This is a genomic window from Streptomyces sp. NPDC057702, from assembly GCF_042799315.1.
Lineage (GTDB): Bacteria > Actinomycetota > Actinomycetes > Streptomycetales > Streptomycetaceae > Streptomyces.
This window is the reverse complement of sequence record NZ_JBHVJC010000027.1, coordinates 88,707-110,211: the sequence shown is the minus strand read 5'-3', so window position 1 is coordinate 110,211 and position 21,505 is coordinate 88,707. Positions and strand designations below refer to the sequence as shown.

The window sequence follows — 21,505 nt, the reverse complement described above, 5'->3', positions numbered from 1 at the left end:
TGACCGTACGAGTGGCATGGGCGGGCCGTCCATGCGACAACGCGACTGTGCGCGTCATCGCATAAACAGCTGGCGGGGTAGACCAGTTGGCCCGAACGGGGGTCGCGCCGGGGGCCTGGCGGCCCCCGTACCTCCTGCCGGCCCCGCGACCCGCACGGACCAGCGGGGCGCCAGCCCCCCGGCTACCCCGCGCTGGCCAGCGACAGCTTGACCGCGAAGCCGAGGAACGCCGCTCCGGCGGTGGCCGACAGGCTCGCGGTCAGGCGCTTGCGGCGGCGGAAGGTGGCGGCGAGGAACGTACCGCTGAAGATCAGGATCGACAGGTACGTGATGCTGAAGAGCTGCGCCCAGGCGCCGAGCGCGACGAAGGACAGGACGGGGTGCGGGTAGTCCGGGTCGACGAACTGCACGAAGAACGAGATGAAGAACAGGATCGCCTTCGGGTTGAGCAGGCTCACCACGAGCGCGCGCCGGAACGGCCGCTCGCCCGCGCCCCGGCCGCCGGCCGTCGCGTCCCGGGGGGCCCCGGCCGTCTCCGGCCCGGCCTCGGTCCGCGCGGGGTCGGTCACCGCCGCGGCCTGCTCGGTCCGGCGGTGCCACAGCGCCCACGCGCCGCGCAGCATCCCGATCGCCAACCAGGTCAGATAGCCGGCCCCCGCGAACTTCACGATCGTGAAGGCCACCGGGCTCGCCTTCAGCAGCGAGGCGACGCCGCCCGCCGACAGGACCATGAGCACGGTGTCCCCGCACAGCACCCCGCCGGCCGCCTGGTAGGCGACGCGCGGGCCGCGCCGGGCGGCGACGGAGACGACGTAGAGCGAGTTCGGGCCCGGCAGCAGAATGATCAGCGCGAGGCCCGCGAGGTAGGTCGGAAGATCCGTTATCCCCAGCATGTCCCGCAGGATGTCATCCGCCCCGAGCGCCGCCCAAGCGCATTCCGCGATCCGGTCTCCCCCCTCACGCGACGTGAGGGAGCGCCGCGAGCGGCGTACCGAAGCCCGCGCGCCGAACGCCGCGTGCCGGCACCCGGCCGCGCGGTCGACCAAGGGGGAGGTGTCCCCGACGCCGCGTCCCAGGCCCGGGGCGCATTCGGGGGCCGGGGCGAGCCGGAGTCCGTCGGGAGTCGCCGGCGGCGGGGGCGGCCGTCCGGGCGGCGGGGCGGGTGGGGTGGCGGGGCGGGCGCGACGAGACGTATCGGCCGTGCGGGCCGCACCCCGTGCTCGGCGAGACATACGTCACGGCCGGGGCACCGCGCCGCGTCCCCCAGGGTGCTCACGCCCCACGAGGCCACGGCGCGCCCGGCCCTGCCGGCGCGTACCGGATCGGCCGCGTGGCGGCCTCACGCGTCGCGCGCGTGCCGGCATCGGGCGAGTCTCGATTCGGCCATGTCGCCGACCGGCCGTGGGGCGGGGGCCGGCCGCCGGGCCCGCTGGGGGGCGGGCCCGGCGGTGGGGGTCAGCTCTTGGGGACGAGCACGACGGCCGTGCCGTACGCGCAGACCTCCGTACCCACGTCGGAGCCGGAGGCCACGTCGAACCGCATCATCAGGACCGCGTTCGCACCCCGCGCGCGGGCCTGCTCGACGAGTCGTTCCATCGCCTCGTTGCGGGTCTCGACCAGGGTCTTGGTCAGGCCCTTCAGCTCGCCGCCGACCATCGACTTCAGGCCGGCGCCGATCTGGCTGCCGAGGTGGCGGGAGCGCACGGTGAGGCCGAAGACCTCGCCGATGACCCGCTGTACGTGGTAGCCCGGCACGTCGTTCGTGGTCACGACCAACACGTCGGCATGTTCCTGCTGACCGCCGCCAAACTCTTCGATGCCCATGGTTCTACTTTCTGTGAAACACGCGCCAGGTGTGGCTTGTGAGGTGCATGATCTCTTTCCGCGTGAGGAGACGCACGCGGGGGGCCGGGGGTTGGCTGGGCTGGAACCGGTGCTTCCCGTCCGGCGTTGATAGTTTTGGGCTGACTACCGCACCCCTGACGCGGCCAGCCGCATTCAGCCCGCTCCTTTGACCGCGGCCGGGCCGCCCGCGCCGCCCGCACTCCCTGATCCAGGAGCCCCGTCACCCGTGACCACTCTCGCGCTTGGCCCCAGTTGGCTCGACCCGGACCATCTGATCGACCAGTTCGGCATCTACGGCGTGCTCGCCATCGTCTTCGCCGAGTCGGGCCTGCTCATCGGCTTCTTCCTGCCGGGTGACTCGCTCCTGTTCACCACCGGACTGTTGGTCACCACCAACGCGATCAAGATGGACCTGTGGCTCGTCTGCCTGCTGGTGGTGCTCGCCGCCGTCGCCGGTGACCAGGCCGGATACCTCTTCGGCCGCAAGGTGGGACCCGCGCTCTTCAAACGACCGGACTCCAAGCTCTTCAAACAGGAGAACGTGGAGAAGGCGCACGACTTCTTCGAGAAGTACGGCCCCAAGTCGCTGGTCCTGGCCCGCTTCGTGCCGATCGTGCGGACCTTCACGCCGATCATCGCCGGCGTGAGCCGGATGAACTACCGCTCGTTCATCACCTTCAACGTCATCGGCGGTCTGCTGTGGGGCGCGGGCGTCACCCTGCTGGGCGCGGCGCTCGGCAAGGTCGACTGGGTGCACTCCAACATCGAGGCGATGCTGGTCGGCATCGTGCTGCTGTCGGTGGTGCCGATCATCATCGAGTTCCTGCGTGCCCGTAGCCAGTCCAAGAAGGCCGCCGCCGCCGGCGAGAGCGGGGCCACCGCGCTGGCCGCCGCCGCGCCGCGCGGCGGCGAGACCGACGCCGCGTCGCGGGGCGCCGACGGTGCCATCGGCGACGGCCCCTCCGGGCCGGGCCTCGGCGGTCCGGGCGGCGCGCGCGCCGACGTCTTCGGGCACCCGGGCGCCACCGCCGGCCAGCGGCCCCCCGCCGGCCAGCGACCCGGCGCCACCCCGCCCGGCCCGTACGGCAGCGCCCCGCAGGGCCAGCACCAGCGGCGCCCCGACCACCAGCAGGGCCACCCGGCCCCCCGCCCCCAGCAAGGCCAGCCCCCGCAGGGCCAGCCCCCGCACCCCGGCCAGCAGCGAGCCGCCCGGCCCGACCAGGGCTACCCGGACCAGCGGCCGCGACAGGACTACCCGCCCCAGGGCCAGGGCGGCTACCCGGCCGACCAGCGGCAGCCCGGCTACCAGGGCCAGCCCGGCCCGCAGGCCCACCAGCAGGGCTACCCGGCCCAGCAGGCCCGCCCCGGACAGCAGGCGCCGCACGGCTACCCGAACCAGCAGGGCTACCCGGGGACATCCGAGCCGGGGCAGGGGTACGGCCAGCAGCCCGACCACGGCGCGCGGCCCGCGTACGGGGCGCACCCGGGCCAGGCCGCGCAGCCGACCCCGGAGGGCGGCCCGACCGGGGGACACGGCGACCGGACAGCGTCGTACGAGCCCGGGTACGAGCCCGGCTACGAGCCGGGGGCGCACCAGGGCGACCCGTACGCCGCGCAGGGCGACCACGACCCGCGGGACCCGTACGGCCCGCAGGACGGCCAGGGCCCGCACGACCCGCCCGGCACCCGCGGCCGGCACGCGCGCCGCTGATCCACCCGGCCGGCCCGCGCCCCGGGCCCGCCCGCGCGTCGCGGACGCACCGGCACGAGCGATCAGCCCCCGTAGGCCAGCCTCCGGGGGCTGACGCCTGCCGGGGCCACCCCGGCCGAGACCGCCTCGCTCGCCCCGCCACCCACCGGCCGCCTGGCCGCCGCCCCGCCACCGCCCACCGCGTCGGCGGCGCGGGGCCGGCCGGGCCCCGGGACGTCCACGGACGGCGTAGCGCACCGGCCGACTCGCGCCCCGTCCACCGCGCCGCGTCGCCCCCTAGCAGGTCAGCCACCCCCCAGTGCTGGCGCGGGCTGGGCCTGCCCCCGCTGTTCTCCCCGTCGGGCGGGGCAACCATCATCACAACGCGCGGCACCGTCACCCGGCGCCGAAGCCGTCACAGTGTGTGGCCGTTCCGCCACCCGGTCGACGGAGGGCGGGTGGCCTGTGCCGGCGCGGGAAGACGTTGCACACTGGGGCCCCCGGTCGACGATCAGACGTCGCCCAGGGGCGGAAGGCAGGCGAGGAGAGAGGGCACGTGGCCTCACAGTCGCAAAGCAGGCAGGGCATGGGTGACATAGACGAGGTGGGGGAGCACAGGCCCCAACCGGAGGAGGTCCACAGCGCGTTCACACCGCCGCTGGGCCTGCCGCTGCCGTCCCACCCGGCCGAGGACGAGCACCCGACGTCGGAGTTCGCCCTGCCGAGCGGTCTGCCGCCGGAGGCGGTGGAGGCGCCGGCCGAGGACCTGGGCTCGGCGTTCGTGGTGCCCGGCTCGACCACGGGCCCCGAGACGCTCCCCGGCGGCCCGGTCGGCAGCACGGCCTCCGGCCTGGGTACGCCGCGCGGCCCGGCGTTCACGCCGCCCCACGGCATCCCCGTCATCCGGCTGACCAAGGAGACGCCCTGGCAGGACCGGATGCGCACGATGCTGCGCATGCCGGTGGGCGAACGCCCCGCGCCCGAGCGGGTCGAGAAGCACGAGGAGTCCGTGCACGCCGTGCCCCGCGTGCTCGACATCACGCTGCGAATCGGCGAGATCCTGCTGGCGGGCGGCGAGGGCGCCGAGGACGTCGAGGCGGCCATGTTCGGTGTGGCCCACGCCTACGGGCTCGAACGCTGTGAGCCCACCGTCACCTTCACCCTGCTGTCCATCTCGTACCAGCCCTCGCTGGTGGACGACCCGATCACGGCCAGCCGTACGGTGCGGCGCAGAGCGGTGGACTACACGCGGCTCGCGGCGGTGTTCCGGCTCGTCGACGACATCACCTCGCAGGACGACTTCACCACCGAGGAGGCGTACCGGCGGCTGGCCGAGATACGCCGTAACCGTCACCCGTACCCCGGCTGGGCGCTCACCGTGGCCTCCGGCGCGCTGGCCGGCGCGGCGAGCCTGCTGGTCGGCGGTGGCTGGCTGGTGTTCGTCGCGGCGGCGGCCGGCGCGATGCTCGGCGACCGGCTGGCCTGGCTGGCGTCCGGGCGCGGGCTGCCGGAGTTCTACCAGTTCGTGGCGGCGGCGATGCCGCCCGCCGCGATGGGCGTCGCCCTCAGCCTGGCCCACGCCAACGTGCAGGGCTCCGCGGTGATCACCGGTGGGCTGTTCGCGCTGATCCCCGGGCGGGCGCTGGTCGCCGGCGTCCAGGACGGCCTGACCGGCTACTACATCACCGCCTCGGCGCGATTGCTGGAGGTGGTGTACCTGATCGTCGGCATCGTCGTCGGCGTGCTGACGGTGCTGTACGTCGGCCTGCGGCTGGGCGCCAACTTCAACCCGGAGGCGGCGCTGCGCGGCGACGAGCGGCCCGTGGTGCAGCTGTTCTCGGCCATGCTGCTGGCCCTGGCCTTCTGCGTACTGCTCCAGCAGGAACGTTCCACGGTGCTGTTCGCGACCCTCAACGGGGGCGTGGCCTGGCTGGTGTACGGCTCCATGCACGATGTGGCCGGTATCCCCGCGGTGGCCTCGACGGCCGCCGCCGCCGGCCTGGTCGGCCTCTTCGGCCAACTGCTCTCCCGCTACCGGTACGCCTCGGCCCTGCCCTACGTCACCGCCGCGATCGGGCCGCTGCTGCCCGGTAGCGCCACGTACTTCGGGCTGCTCGCCCTGGCCCAGAAGAACCTGGACTCCGGCATCGCCTCGCTGACCCGCGCGGCCTCGCTGGCGCTGGCCATCGCCATCGGGGTGAACCTCGGCAACGAGATCGCCCGGCTGTTCCTGCGGGCGCCGGTGCCGGGCACCGACGTGGGCGGTCCGCTGCGCCGTGCGGCCAAGCGGACCCGCGGCTTCTAGGCCGGCCGGGGGATTTCGCCCCGCCACTTCGCCGGCCGCGCGCAACGGCGGCCCGGCGGCCGGACCGGGGAGAGGTGGCCCGGGGAGCTGGCGTGGCGGCGTGACCCGGCGAGGTTGCGCGGTGGCTGGCCCGCTGGCCCCCGGCCGCGGGTGCGGTGCCCGTACGCCCCGGCGCGCGCGTACCCCTGGCCTCGTGTGCCCGGGGCTTCGTACGCCCCGGGCCTCGTACGGCGCCGCGCGGGTGGTGGTGGGTCCGACATGCCGACGGGCGGAGCCCCGGAAGGGGGCTCCGCCCATCTGTGGAGGTGCTACCGCGGCTCGCGGTCCGGCCGGAGCGAGTCCGGTCGAACCGGGGCCGCCCCGCCGCCGGCGCCGCGCCGGTCGGTCAGCGCGACGTCGGCGGGTGGGGCTCAGTGGTGGGCGCCGCCGGACGCCTCAAGACGCTTGACCGACGCCTCGACCTCGGCCTCGGCCTCGGCGCGACCCACCCAGTTGGCGCCCTCGACGGACTTGCCGGGCTCCAGGTCCTTGTACACCTCGAAGAAGTGCTGGATCTCCAGGCGGTCGAACTCCGACACGTGGTGGATGTCGCGCAGGTGCTCCACGCGCGGGTCGGACGCCGGAACGCAGAGCAGCTTGTCGTCGCCGCCCGCCTCGTCCGTCATCCGGAACATGCCGATCGCACGGCACTTGATCAGGCAACCGGGGAAGGTCGGCTCGTCCAGGATGACCAGCGCGTCCAGCGGGTCACCGTCCTCGCCAAGGGTGTTCTCGACGAATCCGTAGTCGGCCGGGTAACTGGTCGAGGTGAAGAGTCGACGGTCGAGACGAATGCGACCGGTCTCGTGGTCCACCTCGTACTTGTTCCGCGAACCCTTCGGGATCTCGATGGTGACGTCGAACTCCACGGGTGGCTCCTCCATGATCAGCACATAGTTCGGGTGGTTAAGTGTCCCTCACGCAGGTGTGTGGTTGCGAAAGGGGCTACGAGAAGATGCCTGACGAGGCCAGATGGCGCTGGGGCGGGCCGCTCGACCGATGGCGGGCGACCACGTCGCGACAGCGTCGAACCGCGCTGCTCGCGGCGGGTTCCGCCGCGGTCGGCCTCGCGGTCGCGACCACCTCCGTGCTCGCGGCCGGCCCCTGGGACTCCGGCCAGCGTACGGCCGAGCGGCAGCGCGCCGCTTCCGGAGCGCGCTCCGGCACGGGCCACCCCGGCCCGCCCCCGGCGCCCGCCCCCAGCGCGGCCCCCGTACTCGCGCCCCTGGGCGCGCCCCCGCCCTCGTCGCCCGACGCGGACCAGCAGTCCGCCCCCCTGCCCACCGGGCCCGGGCTCGCCGACGCCCTGGAACCCCTGCTGCGCGACGACGACCTGGGGCCGCTGCGCGCGGGCGCCGTCGTGGACGTGGCGACCGGCCGCCAGCTCTACGGCGCGAAGGCCGACGCCGGCGCCATCCCGGCCTCCACCATCAAGCTCGCCACCGGCGTGGCCGCGCTCTCGGCCCTGGGCCCGGGCCACCGTCTGACCACCCGCGTCACCCGGGCGCCGGGCGAGGGGGGTCGCGTCGTCCTGGTCGGCGGCGGCGACCCGACGCTGACCGCCCGCGCCGTCCGTGGCCCCGACGGGGCGCACGTCGCCAGCCTGCGCGAACTGGCCGACGACACCGCCCGCGCGCTGCGCGCCCGTGACCAGCGCACGGTCCGGCTCGACTACGACACCTCGCTCTACACCGGCCCCGCCACGCATCCGATCGGGTCGAACGAGAACCTTGCCCCCGTCACGGCCCTGATGGTGGACGAGGGCCGGCGCGACGACTCGGACCGTGGCCCCGCCGACCGGGTGAAGGACCCCGCGGCCGAGGCCGCCCGCACCTTCGCCAGGCTGCTGCGCGACCGCGACATCACGGTCACCGGCACCCCCCGCCCCACCACCGCCGGAAACCCCAAGGCCGGCAAGGGCGGCAAGGGCGAGAACGGCGGGGGCGGCGCGACGCTGGCCAGCGTCCGCTCCCAGCCGCTGTCGACCCTGGTCGAGCGCATGCTCACCAACAGCGACAACGACATCGCCGAGGCGCTGGCCCGACACACGGCCCGCGCCACCGACCACCCGGCCAGCTTCGCCGGCGCGCGCCAGGCGGTCACCGCCCAGCTTCGCAAGCTCGGCCTGCCCGTGGCCGGCGCCCGCCTCGCCGACGGCAGCGGCCTGGACCGGGCCGACCGGATCTCGGCCGGCCTGCTCGCCCGGGTGCTGGCGCGGGCGGCCGGCCCGGGGCAGCCCGCGCTGCGTCCCGTACTGACCGGGCTGCCCGTCGCCGGCTTCACCGGCACCCTGCGCGACCGGTACGCGCACGAGGCCGTCGGCCGGGGCGTCGTACGCGCCAAGACGGGCACCCTCACCGGCGTCAACACCCTCGCCGGCACCGTCGTGGACGCCGACGGCCGGCTGCTGGCCTTCGCCTTCCTCACCAACGACAGCACCGACCCGGCCGCCGCCCAGCGCGTCCTGGACCGGCTCGCGTCGGCCGTCGCCAACTGCGGCTGCCGCTGACGGGCCCCGCTCGCCGCCCCGTCCGTTGGTGTCGGCCTGTCCGCCAGCCGAGCGGAAACATCGTTCGCTACCCCACATCGGGGGCGCCCACGTACCGTGAAGCCATGACGAGCATCGGTGGTGTCGAGATGGTCGACTGGAACCTCGCGGTGGCGACCGCCATCCGGTTCGCGCGGTCGGGTCCCGAGGTGAGCCAAGACGAGGCGCGGGCGGCGGTCCAGGAGCTGCGCCGGCACGCCAAGGCGTCCGAGGAGCACGTCCGTGCCTTCACCCGGATGGCGCCGGCCGGCGGTCAGTTCTCGGACACCCCGGTCCTGGTCGTGGACCGGGCGGGCTGGGTGCGGGCGAACGTGGCGGGCTTCCGCGCCGTGCTGGGCCCGCTGCTCGACAAGATGCAGACCCGCCGCTCCGGCACCCCCGGCGGGGCCGTGCTCGGCGCCGTCGGCGGCAAGGTGACCGGCGTGGAGCTGGGCATGCTCCTGTCGTTCCTCTCCTCCCGGGTGCTCGGCCAGTACGAGACGTTCGCGCCGGCCAGCCGTGACCTGGCGGGCGCGGGCAGCGGTCAGCTGCTGCTGGTGGCCCCCAACATCGTGCACGTCGAGCGGGAGCTGGACGTGGACCCGCACGACTTCCGGCTCTGGGTGTGCCTGCACGAGGAGACGCACCGCACCCAGTTCACGGCCGTGCCCTGGCTGCGCGACCACCTGGAGTCCGAGATCCAGGCGTTCCTCGGCGAGACCGACGTCGATCCCGCCACGCTCCTGGAGCGGCTGCGCGAGGCCGCCCAGTCGCTCACCGGCAACCGCCCCGAGCACCCCGACGGCGGCCCGGCCGAGCGCGGCGGGCGCAGCATCGTCGAGCTGGTGCAGACCCCGGCGCAGCGGGAGATCCTGGCCCGGCTGACGGCCGTGATGTCGCTGCTCGAAGGGCACGCGGACTTCGTCATGGACGGGGTGGGGCCGGCCGTGGTGCCCTCCGTCGCGGAGATCCGGGAGAAGTTCCAAAAGCGTCGGGCCAGCGGCGCGGGCCGGCTCGACCAGGCACTGCGCAAGCTGCTCGGGCTGGACGCGAAGCTGCGCCAGTACCGGGACGGCGAGCGGTTCGTGCGGGCGGTGGTGGACGAGGTCGGCATGGACGGCTTCAACCGGGTGTGGACCTCTCCGAACACGCTCCCGACCAAGGCCGAGATCCACAAACCGGCGGACTGGGTCGCGAGGGTGCACCGTAGGGCAGAGTCGTAGGGCACGCACGCCAGGAGGCAGGTGAACGACCACTCCATCACTCGTCTGAGGGACCCTCGGCAACGGGTAGGCGTGCGATGCTCGGGTAACAGCTCGGCTCTGTCACCATCTACGTACTTAGCGTGACTGGAGCCTGATGTGGCTCCCGAGGCACCCCCCGATTGAAAGATGGGAAACGGACATGGGTCCCCATCCAGCGGTCGCCGCGATACGCCTGGCGGTTCGCCGCGTACTCCAGGACGTCCTCGCCGACATCGACGCCGACGCCACTCCCCCCTCCTCCCCGTACGCCCCCGGCCGGCCGCGCGCCGCCGAAGGCCCCGCCGCCCGCGGCCACGACATCCCGCGCGGCCCCGCCGCTCGTGGTGTCGTTCCCGCCCCCGACGCCGGGCCGCCGACCGCGCGCCGTGGGCCGGGACAACTCCCACCCGGCACCCCACCGGGCTCCACCGTCGACGCGCGCCCGCTGGTGCTCGTCGCCTGCTCCGGCGGCGCCGACTCCATGGCGCTCGCCTCCGCCCTGGCCTTCGAGGCCCCCAAGCTGGGGCTGCGGGCCGGCGGTGTCACCGTCGACCACGGGCTCCAGGCCGGCTCCGACGTGCGTGCCGCCGAGGTCGGCGAGCGGCTGCGCGCCCTGGGTCTCGACCCCGTCGAGACCGTCGCCGTGGCCGTCGGGCGGGACGGCGGGCCCGAGGCCGCCGCGCGTGACGCCCGGTACGCGGCGCTGGACCACGCCGCCGAGCGGCACGGCGCCCGCGCGGTCCTGCTCGGCCACACCCGTGACGACCAGGCGGAAACGGTGCTGCTGGGGCTCGCCCGTGGCTCCGGCACGCGCTCGCTGTCCGGCATGGCCGTCGTCTCCGGCGAGGGCGGGCGTTACCGCCGCCCCTTCCTGCACCTCGACCGACAGACCGCGCGCCGGGCCTGCCTGGCCCAGTCGCTGCCGGTCTGGGACGACCCGCACAACGCCGACCCGGCGTTCACCCGCTCCCGGGTGCGGCACGAGGCGCTGCCCGTGCTGGAGAAGGCGCTGGGCAAGGGCGTCGTCGAGGCCCTGGCCCGGACGGCGCAGCTCTCCCGCGACGACGCCGACGCCCTGGACGCCTGGGCCGCCGAGGCCGAGGCGCTCGCCCGCGCGGCCCGCCCCGTCCCCAAGGACCGCGCGAGCGTTCCCGCCCGGTCCGCCGCCCCTCTGCGGTCGGCCGCCGTGCCGCCCTCCGTCCGCGCCGGAGCCGATGTCCCCGGCGCCCCGGCCCCCGCCGCCCCGCCCGCGCCCGCCGTGTCCGTCCCGCCGGCGGGTTCGCCCGCGTCCCGCGATCCGCGCCGCGCCGCGAGCCCCGTCGGCTCCCTCACCCGCTCCCGACCCGGCACCGCCACGGACCCCTCCGACGTCCTCGACTCCCTCGACACCGCCGCACTGCGCGACCTGCCGGCCGCCGTGCGCCGCCGGGTGCTGCGCCGGGTGGCCATCGCGGCCGGTTCCCCCGCTGGTTCGCTCTTCGCCCGGCACATCGAAGAGGTGGACCGACTCATCACCAGTTGGCACGGTCAGCGCGCCATCAACCTGCCCGGCCGCATCGAGGTGCTCAGGCAGGGTGGCAGACTGGTGATCCGGCAGGGCTGATTCGCCCGAGCCTGGCAAGCGTGAACCAAGCGAGAGTGGCGCGGGTGGACGACAAGGACATGGGCACCGACCTCCAGTCGGTGCTCATCACCAAGGAAGAGATCGACGCGAAGCTGGCCGAGTTGGCGGCCAAGATCGACGCGGAGTACCAGGGGAAGGACCTGCTCATCGTCGGCGTCCTCAAGGGCGCCGTGATGGTCATGGCCGACCTGGCCCGAGCCCTGTCCACCCCCGTCACGATGGACTGGATGGCGGTGTCCTCCTACGGCGCCGGCACCCAGTCCTCCGGGGTGGTGCGCATCCTGAAGGACCTGGACACCGACATCGCCGGCCGTGACGTGCTGATCGTCGAGGACATCATCGACTCCGGCCTGACGCTGTCCTGGCTGCTGTCGAACCTGGGCTCGCGGAACCCGGCGTCGCTCAACGTCGTCACCCTGCTGCGCAAGCCGGACGCGGCCAAGGTCGACATCGACGTGAAGTGGATCGGCTTCGACATCCCGAACGAGTTCGTCGTCGGCTACGGCCTCGACTACGCGGAGAAGTACCGCAACCTGCCCTTCGTGGGCACTCTGGCGCCGCACGTCTACGGCGGTTGACCGGCCCGGCGGCGACCCCGGGCCCGGGCGGGAACCGGGCACCGTTTCCCGCCGTTGAAGCAGGGGAAGGCCATTTCGTTAACCGCCTGTGGCGGCACCTGGTGACGATGCTGGGGTACCGTCCGAAGGTCAGTCTTCTCAGACCGAGTAAAACACCGCACGCACAAGCAGCTCTCGCCAGAGAGTTCCGTGCCTCACTGTGGCAGGAGGGACGGGGCGAATCCGCCCCGTATGGATGGACGTGAAGCGCTACTTCCGTGGGCCGGTCATGTGGATCGTGCTGGCCGTCCTCGCCGTGGTCGTGTTGATGCAGGTCGTCGGTTCGTCCGGCGGCTACAAGTCGGTGGACACCAGCGAGGTCGTCAATGCGATCGACAAGAACCGAGTCAAATCCGCAGAGCTGACGACCGGCGACGAGCACAAGATCAAGATCCAGCTGAAGGGCGGCGAGGACAAGATCTCGGGCAGTCGCAAGCTGCAGGCCAACTACATCGGAGACCAGGGCGTCCGGATCGCCACGACGCTTCAGGCCAACGCCGAGAAGGACCAGATCCCCGACGGGTACACGGTCTCCCAGTCGAAGCAGAATCCGTTCATCGGCATCCTGCTGTCGCTGCTTCCCTTCGTGCTGATCGTCGTCGTCTTCCTGTTCCTGATGAACCAGATGCAGGGCGGCGGCTCCCGGGTCATGAACTTCGGGAAGTCCAAGGCCAAGCTGATCACCAAGGACACCCCGAAGACGACGTTCTCCGACGTCGCGGGCTCCGACGAGGCGGTCGAGGAACTCCACGAGATCAAGGAGTTCCTCCAGGAGCCGGCGAAGTTCCAGGCCGTCGGCGCCAAGATCCCCAAGGGCGTGCTGCTGTACGGCCCCCCCGGCACCGGCAAGACGCTGCTCGCGCGCGCCGTCGCCGGCGAGGCGGGCGTCCCGTTCTACTCGATCTCCGGTTCCGACTTCGTCGAGATGTTCGTCGGTGTCGGTGCCTCCCGGGTCCGTGACCTGTTCGAGCAGGCCAAGGCGAACGCCCCGGCGATCGTCTTCGTTGACGAGATCGACGCCGTCGGCCGACACCGTGGCGCCGGCATGGGCGGCGGTCACGACGAGCGCGAGCAGACGCTGAACCAGCTCCTGGTGGAGATGGACGGCTTCGACGTCAAGGGCGGCGTCATCCTGATCGCCGCGACCAACCGGCCCGACATCCTGGACCCCGCGCTGCTGCGCCCCGGCCGCTTCGACCGGCAGATCGCCGTCGACCGGCCGGACATGCAGGGCCGCCTGGAGATCCTCAAGGTGCACCAGAAGGGCAAGCCGGTCGCCCCGGACGTCGACCTGCAGGCCGTCGCCCGGCGCACCCCCGGCTTCACCGGTGCCGACCTGTCGAACGTGCTGAACGAGGCGGCGCTGCTGACCGCCCGCAGCGACAAGAAGCTGGTCGACAACCACGCCCTCGACGAGGCCATCGACCGTGTCGTGGCCGGCCCGCAGAAGCGGACCCGGATCATGAGCGACAAGGAGAAGAAGACCACCGCGTACCACGAGGGTGGTCACGCCCTGGTCGCGGCGGCCTCGCCGAACAGCGACCCGGTGCACAAGGTCACCATCCTCTCCCGGGGCCGGGCCCTGGGGTACACGATGGTGCTGCCGGAGGACGACAAGTACTCCACCTCGCGTAACGAGATGCTCGACCAGCTCGCGTACATGATGGGCGGGCGCGCGGCGGAGGAACTGGTCTTCCACGACCCGACGACCGGCGCCTCCGACGACATCGACAAGGCGACCCGCACCGCCCGCGCGATGGTCACGCAGTACGGCATGACCGAGCGGCTGGGCGCGATCAAGTTCGGCTCCGACAACTCCGAGCCGTTCCTGGGCCGCGACATGTCGCACCAGCGCGACTACTCGGAAGAGGTCGCCGCGCTGGTCGACGAAGAGGTCAAGAAGCTCATCGAGAACGCGCACAACGAGGCGTGGGAGATCCTGGTCGAGAACCGGGACGTGCTCGACAACCTGGTGCTCGCCCTGTTGGAGAAGGAGACGCTGAACAAGGAGGAGCTGGCGGAGATCTTCTCCACCATCGTCAAGCGCCCCCTGCGTCCGGCGTGGACCGGCTCCTCCCGGCGTACGCCCTCGACCCGGCCGCCGGTGCTCTCGCCCCGCGAGCTCGCCCCGGCCAACGGCGCCGCCTCGGCCAGCCTGTCCAAGGGCGCCACGTCCGAGGACCCGGCCGACTCGCGGGACGAGCCGCGCGGCGACGCCTGATCGATCCGCTGTCGAGAGCGCCCCGGACACCTCCGGGGCGCTCTCGCGTTGGTGCCGGCGCCGGGCCCCGGGCGGGGTGGCGTTCGTCACGATGGCGCAGCGCGCCCACGGCCCGGAATGTAGCCCGCGCCCCCCAGGTTCTAGCCTGGGGGGCGCCGCCTTTCGCTAGGGCGGCGCGGGTGAGTCCGTACCCGTACGGCTGTGCGCCGTCGGCACGAAGTACGGCACGAACGAGGAACGAGGCAACCCCATGACCGATCCGGTCACCTTGGACGGCGAGAGCACCGTCGGTGAGTTCGACGAGAAGCGCGCCGAGAGCGCGGTGCGCGAGTTGTTGATCGCCGTCGGCGAGGACCCGGACCGCGAGGGTCTGCGGGAGACGCCGGGGCGGGTGGCCCGCGCGTACCGGGAGATATTCGCCGGGCTGTGGCAGGAGCCGCAGGACGTGCTGACCACGACCTTCGACCTGGGCCACGACGAGATGGTGCTGGTCAAGGACATCGAGGTGTTCAGCACCTGTGAGCACCACCTGGTGCCCTTCCACGGCGTGGCCCACGTGGGCTACATCCCCTCCGGCGACGGCAAGATCACCGGCCTGTCCAAGCTGGCCCGGCTCGTGGACGTCTTCGCGCGCCGGCCGCAGGTGCAGGAGCGGCTGACGACGCAGATCGCCGACTCGCTGATGCGGATACTGGAGCCGCGCGGGGTGATCGTCGTCGTCGAGTGCGAGCACATGTGCATGTCGATGCGCGGCATCCGCAAGCCCGGCGCCAAGACGCTGACCTCGGCGGTGCGGGGCCAGCTGCGTGACTCGGCCACCCGCTCCGAGGCGATGAGCCTGATCATCGGCCGCTAGCGCGACCAGGTCGCCGCCCCCGTGACGGCCGGGGCGGCGCCCGGGGCGTACGACGGGCCAGCGGTGGCGCTCAGGACGAGGGGGAGACCAGGCGGCTGCCCATCCAGGTGAGCGTGCCGGACACCTCGCGGCGCCAGGTGTTGAAGTTGTGGCCGCCGCTGTCGAGGATGATCGAGGAGACGCGGGTCGGCTCGCCGGCCGCGTTCAGCCGCTTGACCCTGTCGATGAACCGGACCGTGTCCCGGTAGTTGTGCTCGCCCTGCTTGCTGCTGGTGACCAGCAGGGACACCGGCGGCGCGGGTTTGTGGTCCAGCCGCCACATCAGGTTGTTCTCGCGCTCCAGCTGCTTGCTGCCGCCGAACAGGTCGCCCGTGGTCCGGTCGATGGGCGCCTTGTACGAGGGGGACAGCCCCGCCCCGGCGGAGAACGAGCGCGGGTGGCGCATGGTCATCTTCAGCGCGCAGTAGCCGCCGGTCGAGTTGCCGATGACGCCCCAGCTCCGGGCGTCGCGGCCGGTGCGGTAGTGGGCCGATATCGCGCTCGGCAGGTCCTTGGTGAAGAAGGTCTCGGTCTGCGGGCCGTGCGGTACGTCCACGCACTCGGTGTCCCGGGGCGGTGCGACGGTGGGCCGCAGCATGACCAGCACCATGGGCTGCGTCCTGCCCTGCTTGACCAGCTTGTGCGCGGTCTGCGGGTACCGCAGGCCGTTGATGAGGGCCTCCGCGGTGCCCGGGTAGCCGGTCAGGACGACGACGGCGGGGAAGACGCGGTCGGGCTCGGCGAAGTACTCGGGTGGCAGGTACACGTACGCCGGGCTGGCGATCCGGGACGTGGGGCCCTGCACGGTGATCTTCTCGATGCGCCCGCCGAGGTGCGCCTTGTCGCCGCCGGGCACGTTCACCTTGCGGGTGCTGAGGACCGTGACCCGCTCGTGGGCCGGGGTGTCGTGGTCCACGACCACGCCCGGGGTGTCCTCGGTGCCGAACAGGTCCGCCCACGAGCCGTAGAAGCCGAAGGTCTGGTTCGCGAACAGGCCGATCGCGCAGAACACCGAGACCTGCGTGGCCAGCAGGGTGCCGATCCGCCCCAGGAAGGCCAGCGGAGTGCGCCCCGCCAGCCGCGGCCACAGCCATACCGTGGCGGCGAAGAACAGCACGGCCGCGACGACGGCGATCGTCACGACCTTGTTGCTGGTGAGACCCATGGCGAACTTTCTGACGGGCGACCGGTCACCCGTGCCGCGGAAGGGAACCCCGTGCGGTGAAAAACCGTCCTAGAGGGCGCGCATTTGACCAAAGCTGTGAACGAGCGGGCAGCAGATCCTCTTGACAGGGGCGACGGGAAAGTACATGTCTGCAAGGCAAGACGGTGAAGAGTCCAAAGTGGTTGCCACCCGGCTGCGACGTGTGGCTCGGGGCCCCCGGCCCGAGACCATCCCCTCGGTGATCGGCACCGCCTGCGCGCTGATCGGCCTGCTCGACATCGCCGCCGGCGTCTTCCCACGCTTTCGCCACAGCCGGCTGCACGCCGTCGCCGAGATCCTGCCCGGCGCGGTGAGCCCGCTGGCCGCCGCCGCCTCGATCGTGGTGGGCGTGCTGCTCCTCATGCTCGCCCACGGCCTCAAGCGTCGCAAACGGCGGGCCTGGGTCGCGGCGGCCGGGCTGCTGCCGGTGGGCGCCGCCGCCCAGCTCGTCTACCGGCACTCGATCGGCGGCGCGCTCCTGTCGCTGGTGCTGCTGGCCCTGCTCGTACGGCACCGGGGCGAGTTCGCCGCGCTGCCCGACCCGCGCACCCGGTGGAAGGCGCTGGCCAACTTCGTCGTCCTGGGCGGGGCGAGCTTCGGGCTCGGACTGGTCATCGTCGGCTCGCACCCGGGCAAGACGGTCGGCTCGCCCTCGCTGGGCGAGCGGCTGCGGCACGTGATGTGGGGGCTGTGCGGCTTCGAGGGGCCGGTGGACTACACCGGCGGCGTCGACTACACGGTGGGCTACTCGCTCGGCGCGCTCGGCCTGCTCACCGTCGCCACCACCGCCTACCTGGCCTTCAAGCCCGAGACGCCGGCGGCCCGCCTCACCGCCACGGACGAGGAGCGGCTGCGGGAGCTGCTGGCCCGGCACGGCGGACGGGACTCGCTGGGCCACTTCGCGCTGCGCCGCGACAAGGCCGTGGTCTTCTCGCCCACCGGCAAGGCCGCCGTCTGCTACCGCGTGGTCTCCGGCACCATGCTCGCCAGCGGCGACCCGGTCGGTGACGTGGAGGCGTGGCCGGGGGCCATCGAGGCCTTCATGGCGGAGGCCAGGGCGCACTCGTGGACGCCCGCGGTGATGGGGTGCAGTGAGACCGGCGGTCAGGTGTGGACCCGGGAGACCGGCCTGGACGCGCTGGAGCTGGGCGACGAGGCCATCGTGGACGTGGCGGACTTCACGCTCAGCGGGCGCTCGATGCGCAACGTGCGGCAGATGGTCGGCCGTATCCAGCGCAACGGGTACCAGACGCGGGTACGGCGGGCGTCCGAGCTGAGCCCGGCCGAGCTGGCGCGCATCCAGCGGGCGGCGGCCGACTGGCGCGGCACCGACACCGAGCGCGGCTTCTCCATGGCGCTCGGCCGCATCGGCGACCCGGCGGACGGCGACGCGGTGATCGCCACGGCGCACCGGCGCGAGGAGGGCGAGGCGGCGGACGCGGGCCCGTACGGCGATCTCAAGGCGGTGCTGCACTTCGTCCCGTGGGGCACGGACGGCATGTCGCTGGAGCTGATGCGCCGCGACCGTGCGGCGGACCCGGGCATGAACGAGCTGCTCATCGTGGCCTCCCTCCAGGCCGCGTCCGAGCTCGGGGTGCAGCGGGTCTCGCTCAACTTCGCCATGTTCCGCTCGGCCCTGGCACGCGGCGAGCGGCTGGGCGCGGGGCCGGTGCTGCGGGGCTGGCGCGGGCTGTTGATCTTCCTCTCGCGTTGGTTCCAGATCGAGTCGCTGTACAAGTTCAACGCGAAGTTCCGGCCGCGCTGGGAGCCGCGCTTCGTGGTCTTCCGCAACACCCGTGACCTGCCGCGCATCGGACTGGCGGCGATGCAGGCCGAGGGCTTCGTCTCGCTGTCCCTGCCGCGCCCCGGCCGGTGGCGGCGCGGTTCCGGTTCCGCCCCCGGCGGCGGCTCGCCCGCCCCCTCGGCCGACACGGGCGCCTCGGTCACGCCGGGTGAGGTGTGCGCCCGCGCGGACGGGAGCGCGCTGGGTGCCGCGCGGGCCGACGGGTCGAAGCGGCCCGGCGGGCGGAGGCGTCCGCGCCGGCCCGCGCGGCTGGCCCGCCCCGGCCGGGCCGAGGGCGCGAGCGTGCCCGTGGGCGCCGGTACCTCGCCCGCGACCCCGAGCTGACGGGCCGGCCGAGGACCTCGACGCGAGGGCCGGGCAGCCGGCGTGCGGGGCCCCGCGCGCTGCCGCCGCGTGCCGTCGGACGGGGTCGGCCTAGGCTGGAGGCATGAGTACGTTGCGTGATGGCGGTGGGCGGACGGGGCCCGACGGTCTGGTGGGGCTGCCCGCGTGGGACCGGTGTGCCGTGATGGGCGTGGTGAACGTCACGCCGGACTCCTTCTCGGACGGCGGCCACTGGTTCGACACCGAGCTGGCCGTCAAGCACGGCCTCGACCTGGTCGCCAGCGGCGCCGACCTGGTGGACGTGGGCGGCGAGTCCACCCGCCCGGGGGCGGCCCGGGTCGACGAGGCGGAGGAGCTGCGGCGCGTGGTGCCCGTCGTGCGGGAGCTGGCCGGCGCCGGTGCCGTGGTCAGCGTGGACACGATGCGCGCCTCGGTCGCCGAACAGGCGGTGCGCGCCGGGGCGGCGCTGGTGAACGACGTGAGCGGCGGCGCGGCCGATCCGGCGATGGTGCCGGTGGTGGCCGCGGCCGGGGTGCCGTTCGTGGTGATGCACTGGCGCGGCCAGTCCATCGACATGAACAACCGGGCCGTCTACGCGGACGTGGTCGCCGAGGTCGTCGCCGAACTCGAACAGGGCCTGGAGCGCGCGGTGGCCGGGGGTGTCGCACCCGAGCGCGTCGTGCTCGACCCGGGCCTGGGCTTCGCGAAGAACGCCGAACACGACCTGGCACTGGTGGCCAACCTGGCTCGGCTGCGCGCGCTGGGACGGCCCCTGTTGGTGGCGGCCTCCCGCAAGCGGTTCCTCGGCCGGGTGCTGGCCGACGACGCCGGCAGCCCGCCCCCGGCGCGCGAGCGGGACGCGGCCACGGCCGCCGTCTCGGCCATCGCCGCCCGGGAGGGCGCCTGGGCGGTACGCGTCCACGAGGTGCGGGCCAGCGCGGACGCGGTGCGGGTCGCCCGGGCGATCGAGGGCGCGCGGCGCGGCACGGCGACGGACGGCACAGCCGGCGCGGGAACGACGGCGGAACGAGCAGGGGCAGAGCGGACGTGCGAGGCGAGCGGGGCAAGTGGGGTCGGCGTGGCCAACGCAGAGGGAGCGGTGTGACTTCCCGTACGGACAACGAGCTGGTGGAGCGGGCGAACACGGCCCTCTACGAGGCGATGGAACGCGGTGACACGGCGGCGCTGGACACGATGTGGCTGGACGGCGACGTGAGCTGCGTCCACCCGGGGTGGCCGGTGCTGCGCGGACGGAGCGAGGTGCTCCGCTCGTACGCGTTGATCATGGCCAACACGGAGTACATCCAGTTCTTCCTCACCGACGTCGAGGTGTCCGTGCTCGGGGACACGGCGCTGGTCACCTGTACGGAGAACATCCTCAGCGGTGGTCCGGCCGAGGAGGAGGGCACGTTGGGCCCGCTGGTGGGCCAACTCGTGGTGGCGACGAACGTGTTCCGGCGGGGCGCGGACGGCTGGCGGGTCTGGTCCCACCACGGTTCGCCGGTGCTGGCCGAGCAGGACGACGAGGACGGCCCGGCCCCCGACGACGGCATCGGCGGCGACCCCGCCGGTCTCGGCGACTGACACCCGGCCCGCGCGCCCCGGCCGCGCCCCGCGCGCCCGCCACCCCGTGGAAGCGCCCGGGAACGTGGCCGGAACTCGCCCCCGGCGGTCCGGAGTCGATTCGCGGCGGTCCGTAGTCGTCCGGCCCGGCCGACGGCGTACCGCCGCTCGCCCCACCGTGCTGACCTGGCCGTACACGGCCCGGCGCGGGGCGCGGCCACGAGCGGCCGACGGTGGGCGCCACCGGCCGGCCCGGCCGCGTACGCCTGTCCTTCAACCTCCCGTACGCGTCTCCTCACGCGGCCCGGCCGGGTCGTGGACGGGTCGAACAAGGGCGTCGGGGCGGCCGTGTTGCCGACGGGGCGTCGGCCGGAGGGGTGTCAGCGGGGCGTGCTGGGTCACTCGTTCGAGCTGCGTGATGGGCGGGTAGGGAGTTGGGGCACGGGAGTCGGGTAGCGCGCTGGCGATGGTCGTCTAGCAGTCGGGCCCCGTGCTGTCCATAGCCCCCGAGGGCGGGCGCTGTCGGCGCTCGCAGGTAGATTCGATAACGGGGGTATTCCAGCCCCAGGCAGAGAGGGTGGCGCGCCGGCCGTGGCCGGGGGCGCGCCCGCTCCGACGACAGCAGGAGTGATTCGTGTGGATCGTGTCGCGCTGCGCGGCCTGAGGGCCCGAGGGCACCACGGCGTGTTCCCCGAGGAACGCGAGAAGGGCCAGACCTTCGTCGTGGACCTGGTGCTCGGCCTGGACACCCGCCCGGCGGCGGCCGACGACGATCTGACGAAGACCGTGCACTACGGGGTCGTGGCCGAACAGGTCGTGGCCGAGGTGGCGGGCGAGCCGGTGGACCTGATCGAGACCCTCGCCGAGCGGATCGCCCAGCGGTGTCTGGAGCACGCGGTCGTGCGGGAGGTCGAGGTCGTGGTGCACAAGCCGCAGGCCCCGATCACCGTTCCCTTTGACGACGTGACCATTACCATCACGCGGAGCCGAGTATGAGCAGCAGCGATCCGACCGTGCAGCCCGTCCCCTCCTCCGTGGTGGAACAGGTGGACGCCGCCGATGTGACCCTGTCCAACCCGAAATGGGCGGTGATCTCGCTCGGCAGCAACCTGGGCAACCGCCTGGAGACCCTCCAGGGCGCGGTCGACGCCCTGGAGGACACGCCCGGCCTGCGGGTCAAGGCCGTGTCGCCGGTGTACGAGACCGAGCCGTGGGGCGTGGAGCCGGGCACGCAGTCCACGTACTTCAACGCCGTCGTGCTCGTTCGGACCACCCTGCCGCCGACGTCGCTGCTCGACCGGGGCCAGGCCCTGGAGGAGGCGTTCGAGCGGGTGCGGGACGAGCGCTGGGGCCCGCGCACGCTCGACGTGGACATCGTGAGCTACCAGGACGTCGTCTCCGACGACCCGGTGCTGACGCTGCCGCACCCGCGCGCCCACGAGCGCGCCTTCGTTCTCGTACCGTGGCACGACGTGGAGCCGGAGGCGGTCGTTCCGGGCCGGGGGGCGGTCGCCGAGCTGCTGGCCCAGGTGGACCGGGAGGGCGTGGTGGCCCGGGTGGACCTGGAACTGCAACTGCCCGAGTAGGCGTTGACGTAGCTGGT

General features: G+C 73.4%; 17 protein-coding genes. 13 read left to right on the top strand and 4 right to left on the bottom strand.

What is annotated here, in order from left to right; genetic code table 11:
- Nucleotides 1-182: 182 nt before the first annotated feature.
- Together leuE and ACFVFR_RS21570 are read right to left on the bottom strand one after the other, a co-directional pair.
- Entirely contained in the window at nucleotides 183-893 is a 711-nt protein-coding gene (leuE, locus tag ACFVFR_RS21575; protein WP_383704097.1) for a leucine efflux protein LeuE, read from the bottom strand.
- Nucleotides 894-1,455: 562 nt separating this feature from the next.
- The gene (locus ACFVFR_RS21570; RefSeq protein WP_383704095.1) at nucleotides 1,456-1,824 is read right to left on the bottom strand and encodes a YbjQ family protein; all 369 of its coding nucleotides are present in this window, start codon (nucleotides 1,822-1,824) and stop codon (nucleotides 1,456-1,458) included.
- Nucleotides 1,825-2,071: 247 nt separating this feature from the next.
- On the opposite strand from ACFVFR_RS21570, the gene ACFVFR_RS21565 reads away from it, so the two are divergent.
- Complete coding sequence (locus tag ACFVFR_RS21565; protein ID WP_383704093.1) at nucleotides 2,072-3,556, top strand: VTT domain-containing protein; 1,485 nt, start codon at nucleotides 2,072-2,074, stop codon at nucleotides 3,554-3,556.
- Nucleotides 3,557-4,121: 565 nt separating this feature from the next.
- Nucleotides 4,122-5,840, top strand: a complete 1,719-nt coding sequence (locus tag ACFVFR_RS21560; protein WP_383704091.1) for a threonine/serine exporter ThrE family protein — start codon at nucleotides 4,122-4,124, stop codon at nucleotides 5,838-5,840.
- Nucleotides 5,841-6,250: 410 nt separating this feature from the next.
- Here ACFVFR_RS21560 and ACFVFR_RS21555 read toward each other — a convergent pair whose 3' ends face one another.
- Entirely contained in the window at nucleotides 6,251-6,748 is a 498-nt protein-coding gene (locus tag ACFVFR_RS21555) for an inorganic diphosphatase (protein ID WP_349996095.1), read from the bottom strand.
- Between the two features lie 86 nt (nucleotides 6,749-6,834).
- Between ACFVFR_RS21555 and dacB the strand changes: the two genes are divergently transcribed.
- The 6 genes from dacB (at nucleotide 6,835) to folE (ending at nucleotide 14,968) form a co-directional block, all read left to right on the top strand.
- Nucleotides 6,835-8,388, top strand: coding sequence for a D-alanyl-D-alanine carboxypeptidase/D-alanyl-D-alanine-endopeptidase (dacB, locus tag ACFVFR_RS21550; protein WP_383704088.1), 1,554 nt, complete (start codon nucleotides 6,835-6,837; stop codon nucleotides 8,386-8,388).
- Between the two features lie 104 nt (nucleotides 8,389-8,492).
- Nucleotides 8,493-9,629 (top strand): zinc-dependent metalloprotease, encoded by a 1,137-nt coding sequence (locus tag ACFVFR_RS21545; RefSeq protein ID WP_383704086.1) that lies wholly within the window; start codon nucleotides 8,493-8,495, stop codon nucleotides 9,627-9,629.
- A 181-nt stretch (nucleotides 9,630-9,810) separates the two neighbouring features.
- Nucleotides 9,811-11,253, top strand: a complete 1,443-nt coding sequence (gene tilS, locus ACFVFR_RS21540) for a tRNA lysidine(34) synthetase TilS (RefSeq protein WP_383704084.1) — start codon at nucleotides 9,811-9,813, stop codon at nucleotides 11,251-11,253.
- 59 nt (nucleotides 11,254-11,312) lie between these two features.
- Nucleotides 11,313-11,852: a hypoxanthine phosphoribosyltransferase gene (gene hpt / locus ACFVFR_RS21535; protein ID WP_383704149.1), complete on the top strand. Its 540-nt coding sequence runs from the start codon at nucleotides 11,313-11,315 to the stop codon at nucleotides 11,850-11,852.
- A gap of 235 nt (nucleotides 11,853-12,087) precedes the next feature.
- Nucleotides 12,088-14,112, top strand: a complete 2,025-nt coding sequence (gene ftsH, locus ACFVFR_RS21530; RefSeq protein ID WP_383704082.1) for an ATP-dependent zinc metalloprotease FtsH — start codon at nucleotides 12,088-12,090, stop codon at nucleotides 14,110-14,112.
- Nucleotides 14,113-14,362: 250 nt separating this feature from the next.
- Nucleotides 14,363-14,968 carry a GTP cyclohydrolase I FolE gene (folE, locus tag ACFVFR_RS21525; RefSeq protein WP_383704079.1) on the top strand — a complete coding sequence of 202 codons (606 nt, stop codon included), beginning with the start codon at nucleotides 14,363-14,365 and terminating at the stop codon, nucleotides 14,966-14,968.
- Nucleotides 14,969-15,038: 70 nt separating this feature from the next.
- Here folE and ACFVFR_RS21520 read toward each other — a convergent pair whose 3' ends face one another.
- Nucleotides 15,039-16,172: an alpha/beta hydrolase gene (locus ACFVFR_RS21520; RefSeq protein ID WP_383704076.1), complete on the bottom strand. Its 1,134-nt coding sequence runs from the start codon at nucleotides 16,170-16,172 to the stop codon at nucleotides 15,039-15,041.
- Nucleotides 16,173-16,317: 145 nt separating this feature from the next.
- Between ACFVFR_RS21520 and ACFVFR_RS21515 the strand changes: the two genes are divergently transcribed.
- The 5 genes from ACFVFR_RS21515 (at nucleotide 16,318) to folK (ending at nucleotide 21,488) form a co-directional block, all read left to right on the top strand.
- On the top strand, nucleotides 16,318-18,339 hold the full coding sequence (locus ACFVFR_RS21515) for a phosphatidylglycerol lysyltransferase domain-containing protein (protein WP_383704073.1): 2,022 nt from the start codon (nucleotides 16,318-16,320) through the stop codon (nucleotides 18,337-18,339).
- A 103-nt stretch (nucleotides 18,340-18,442) separates the two neighbouring features.
- Nucleotides 18,443-19,444: a dihydropteroate synthase gene (folP, locus tag ACFVFR_RS21510; RefSeq protein ID WP_383704070.1), complete on the top strand. Its 1,002-nt coding sequence runs from the start codon at nucleotides 18,443-18,445 to the stop codon at nucleotides 19,442-19,444.
- Nucleotides 19,441-19,923 (top strand): nuclear transport factor 2 family protein, encoded by a 483-nt coding sequence (locus ACFVFR_RS21505; protein ID WP_383704067.1) that lies wholly within the window; start codon nucleotides 19,441-19,443, stop codon nucleotides 19,921-19,923. The genes folP and ACFVFR_RS21505 overlap by 4 nt, the downstream gene beginning before the upstream one ends.
- A 615-nt stretch (nucleotides 19,924-20,538) precedes the next feature.
- The gene (gene folB, locus ACFVFR_RS21500) at nucleotides 20,539-20,898 is read left to right on the top strand and encodes a dihydroneopterin aldolase (protein ID WP_383704064.1); all 360 of its coding nucleotides are present in this window, start codon (nucleotides 20,539-20,541) and stop codon (nucleotides 20,896-20,898) included.
- Nucleotides 20,895-21,488 (top strand): 2-amino-4-hydroxy-6-hydroxymethyldihydropteridine diphosphokinase, encoded by a 594-nt coding sequence (gene folK, locus ACFVFR_RS21495; RefSeq protein WP_383704061.1) that lies wholly within the window; start codon nucleotides 20,895-20,897, stop codon nucleotides 21,486-21,488. Before folB ends, folK begins: the two co-directional genes overlap by 4 nt.
- Nucleotides 21,489-21,505: the final 17 nt, after the last annotated feature.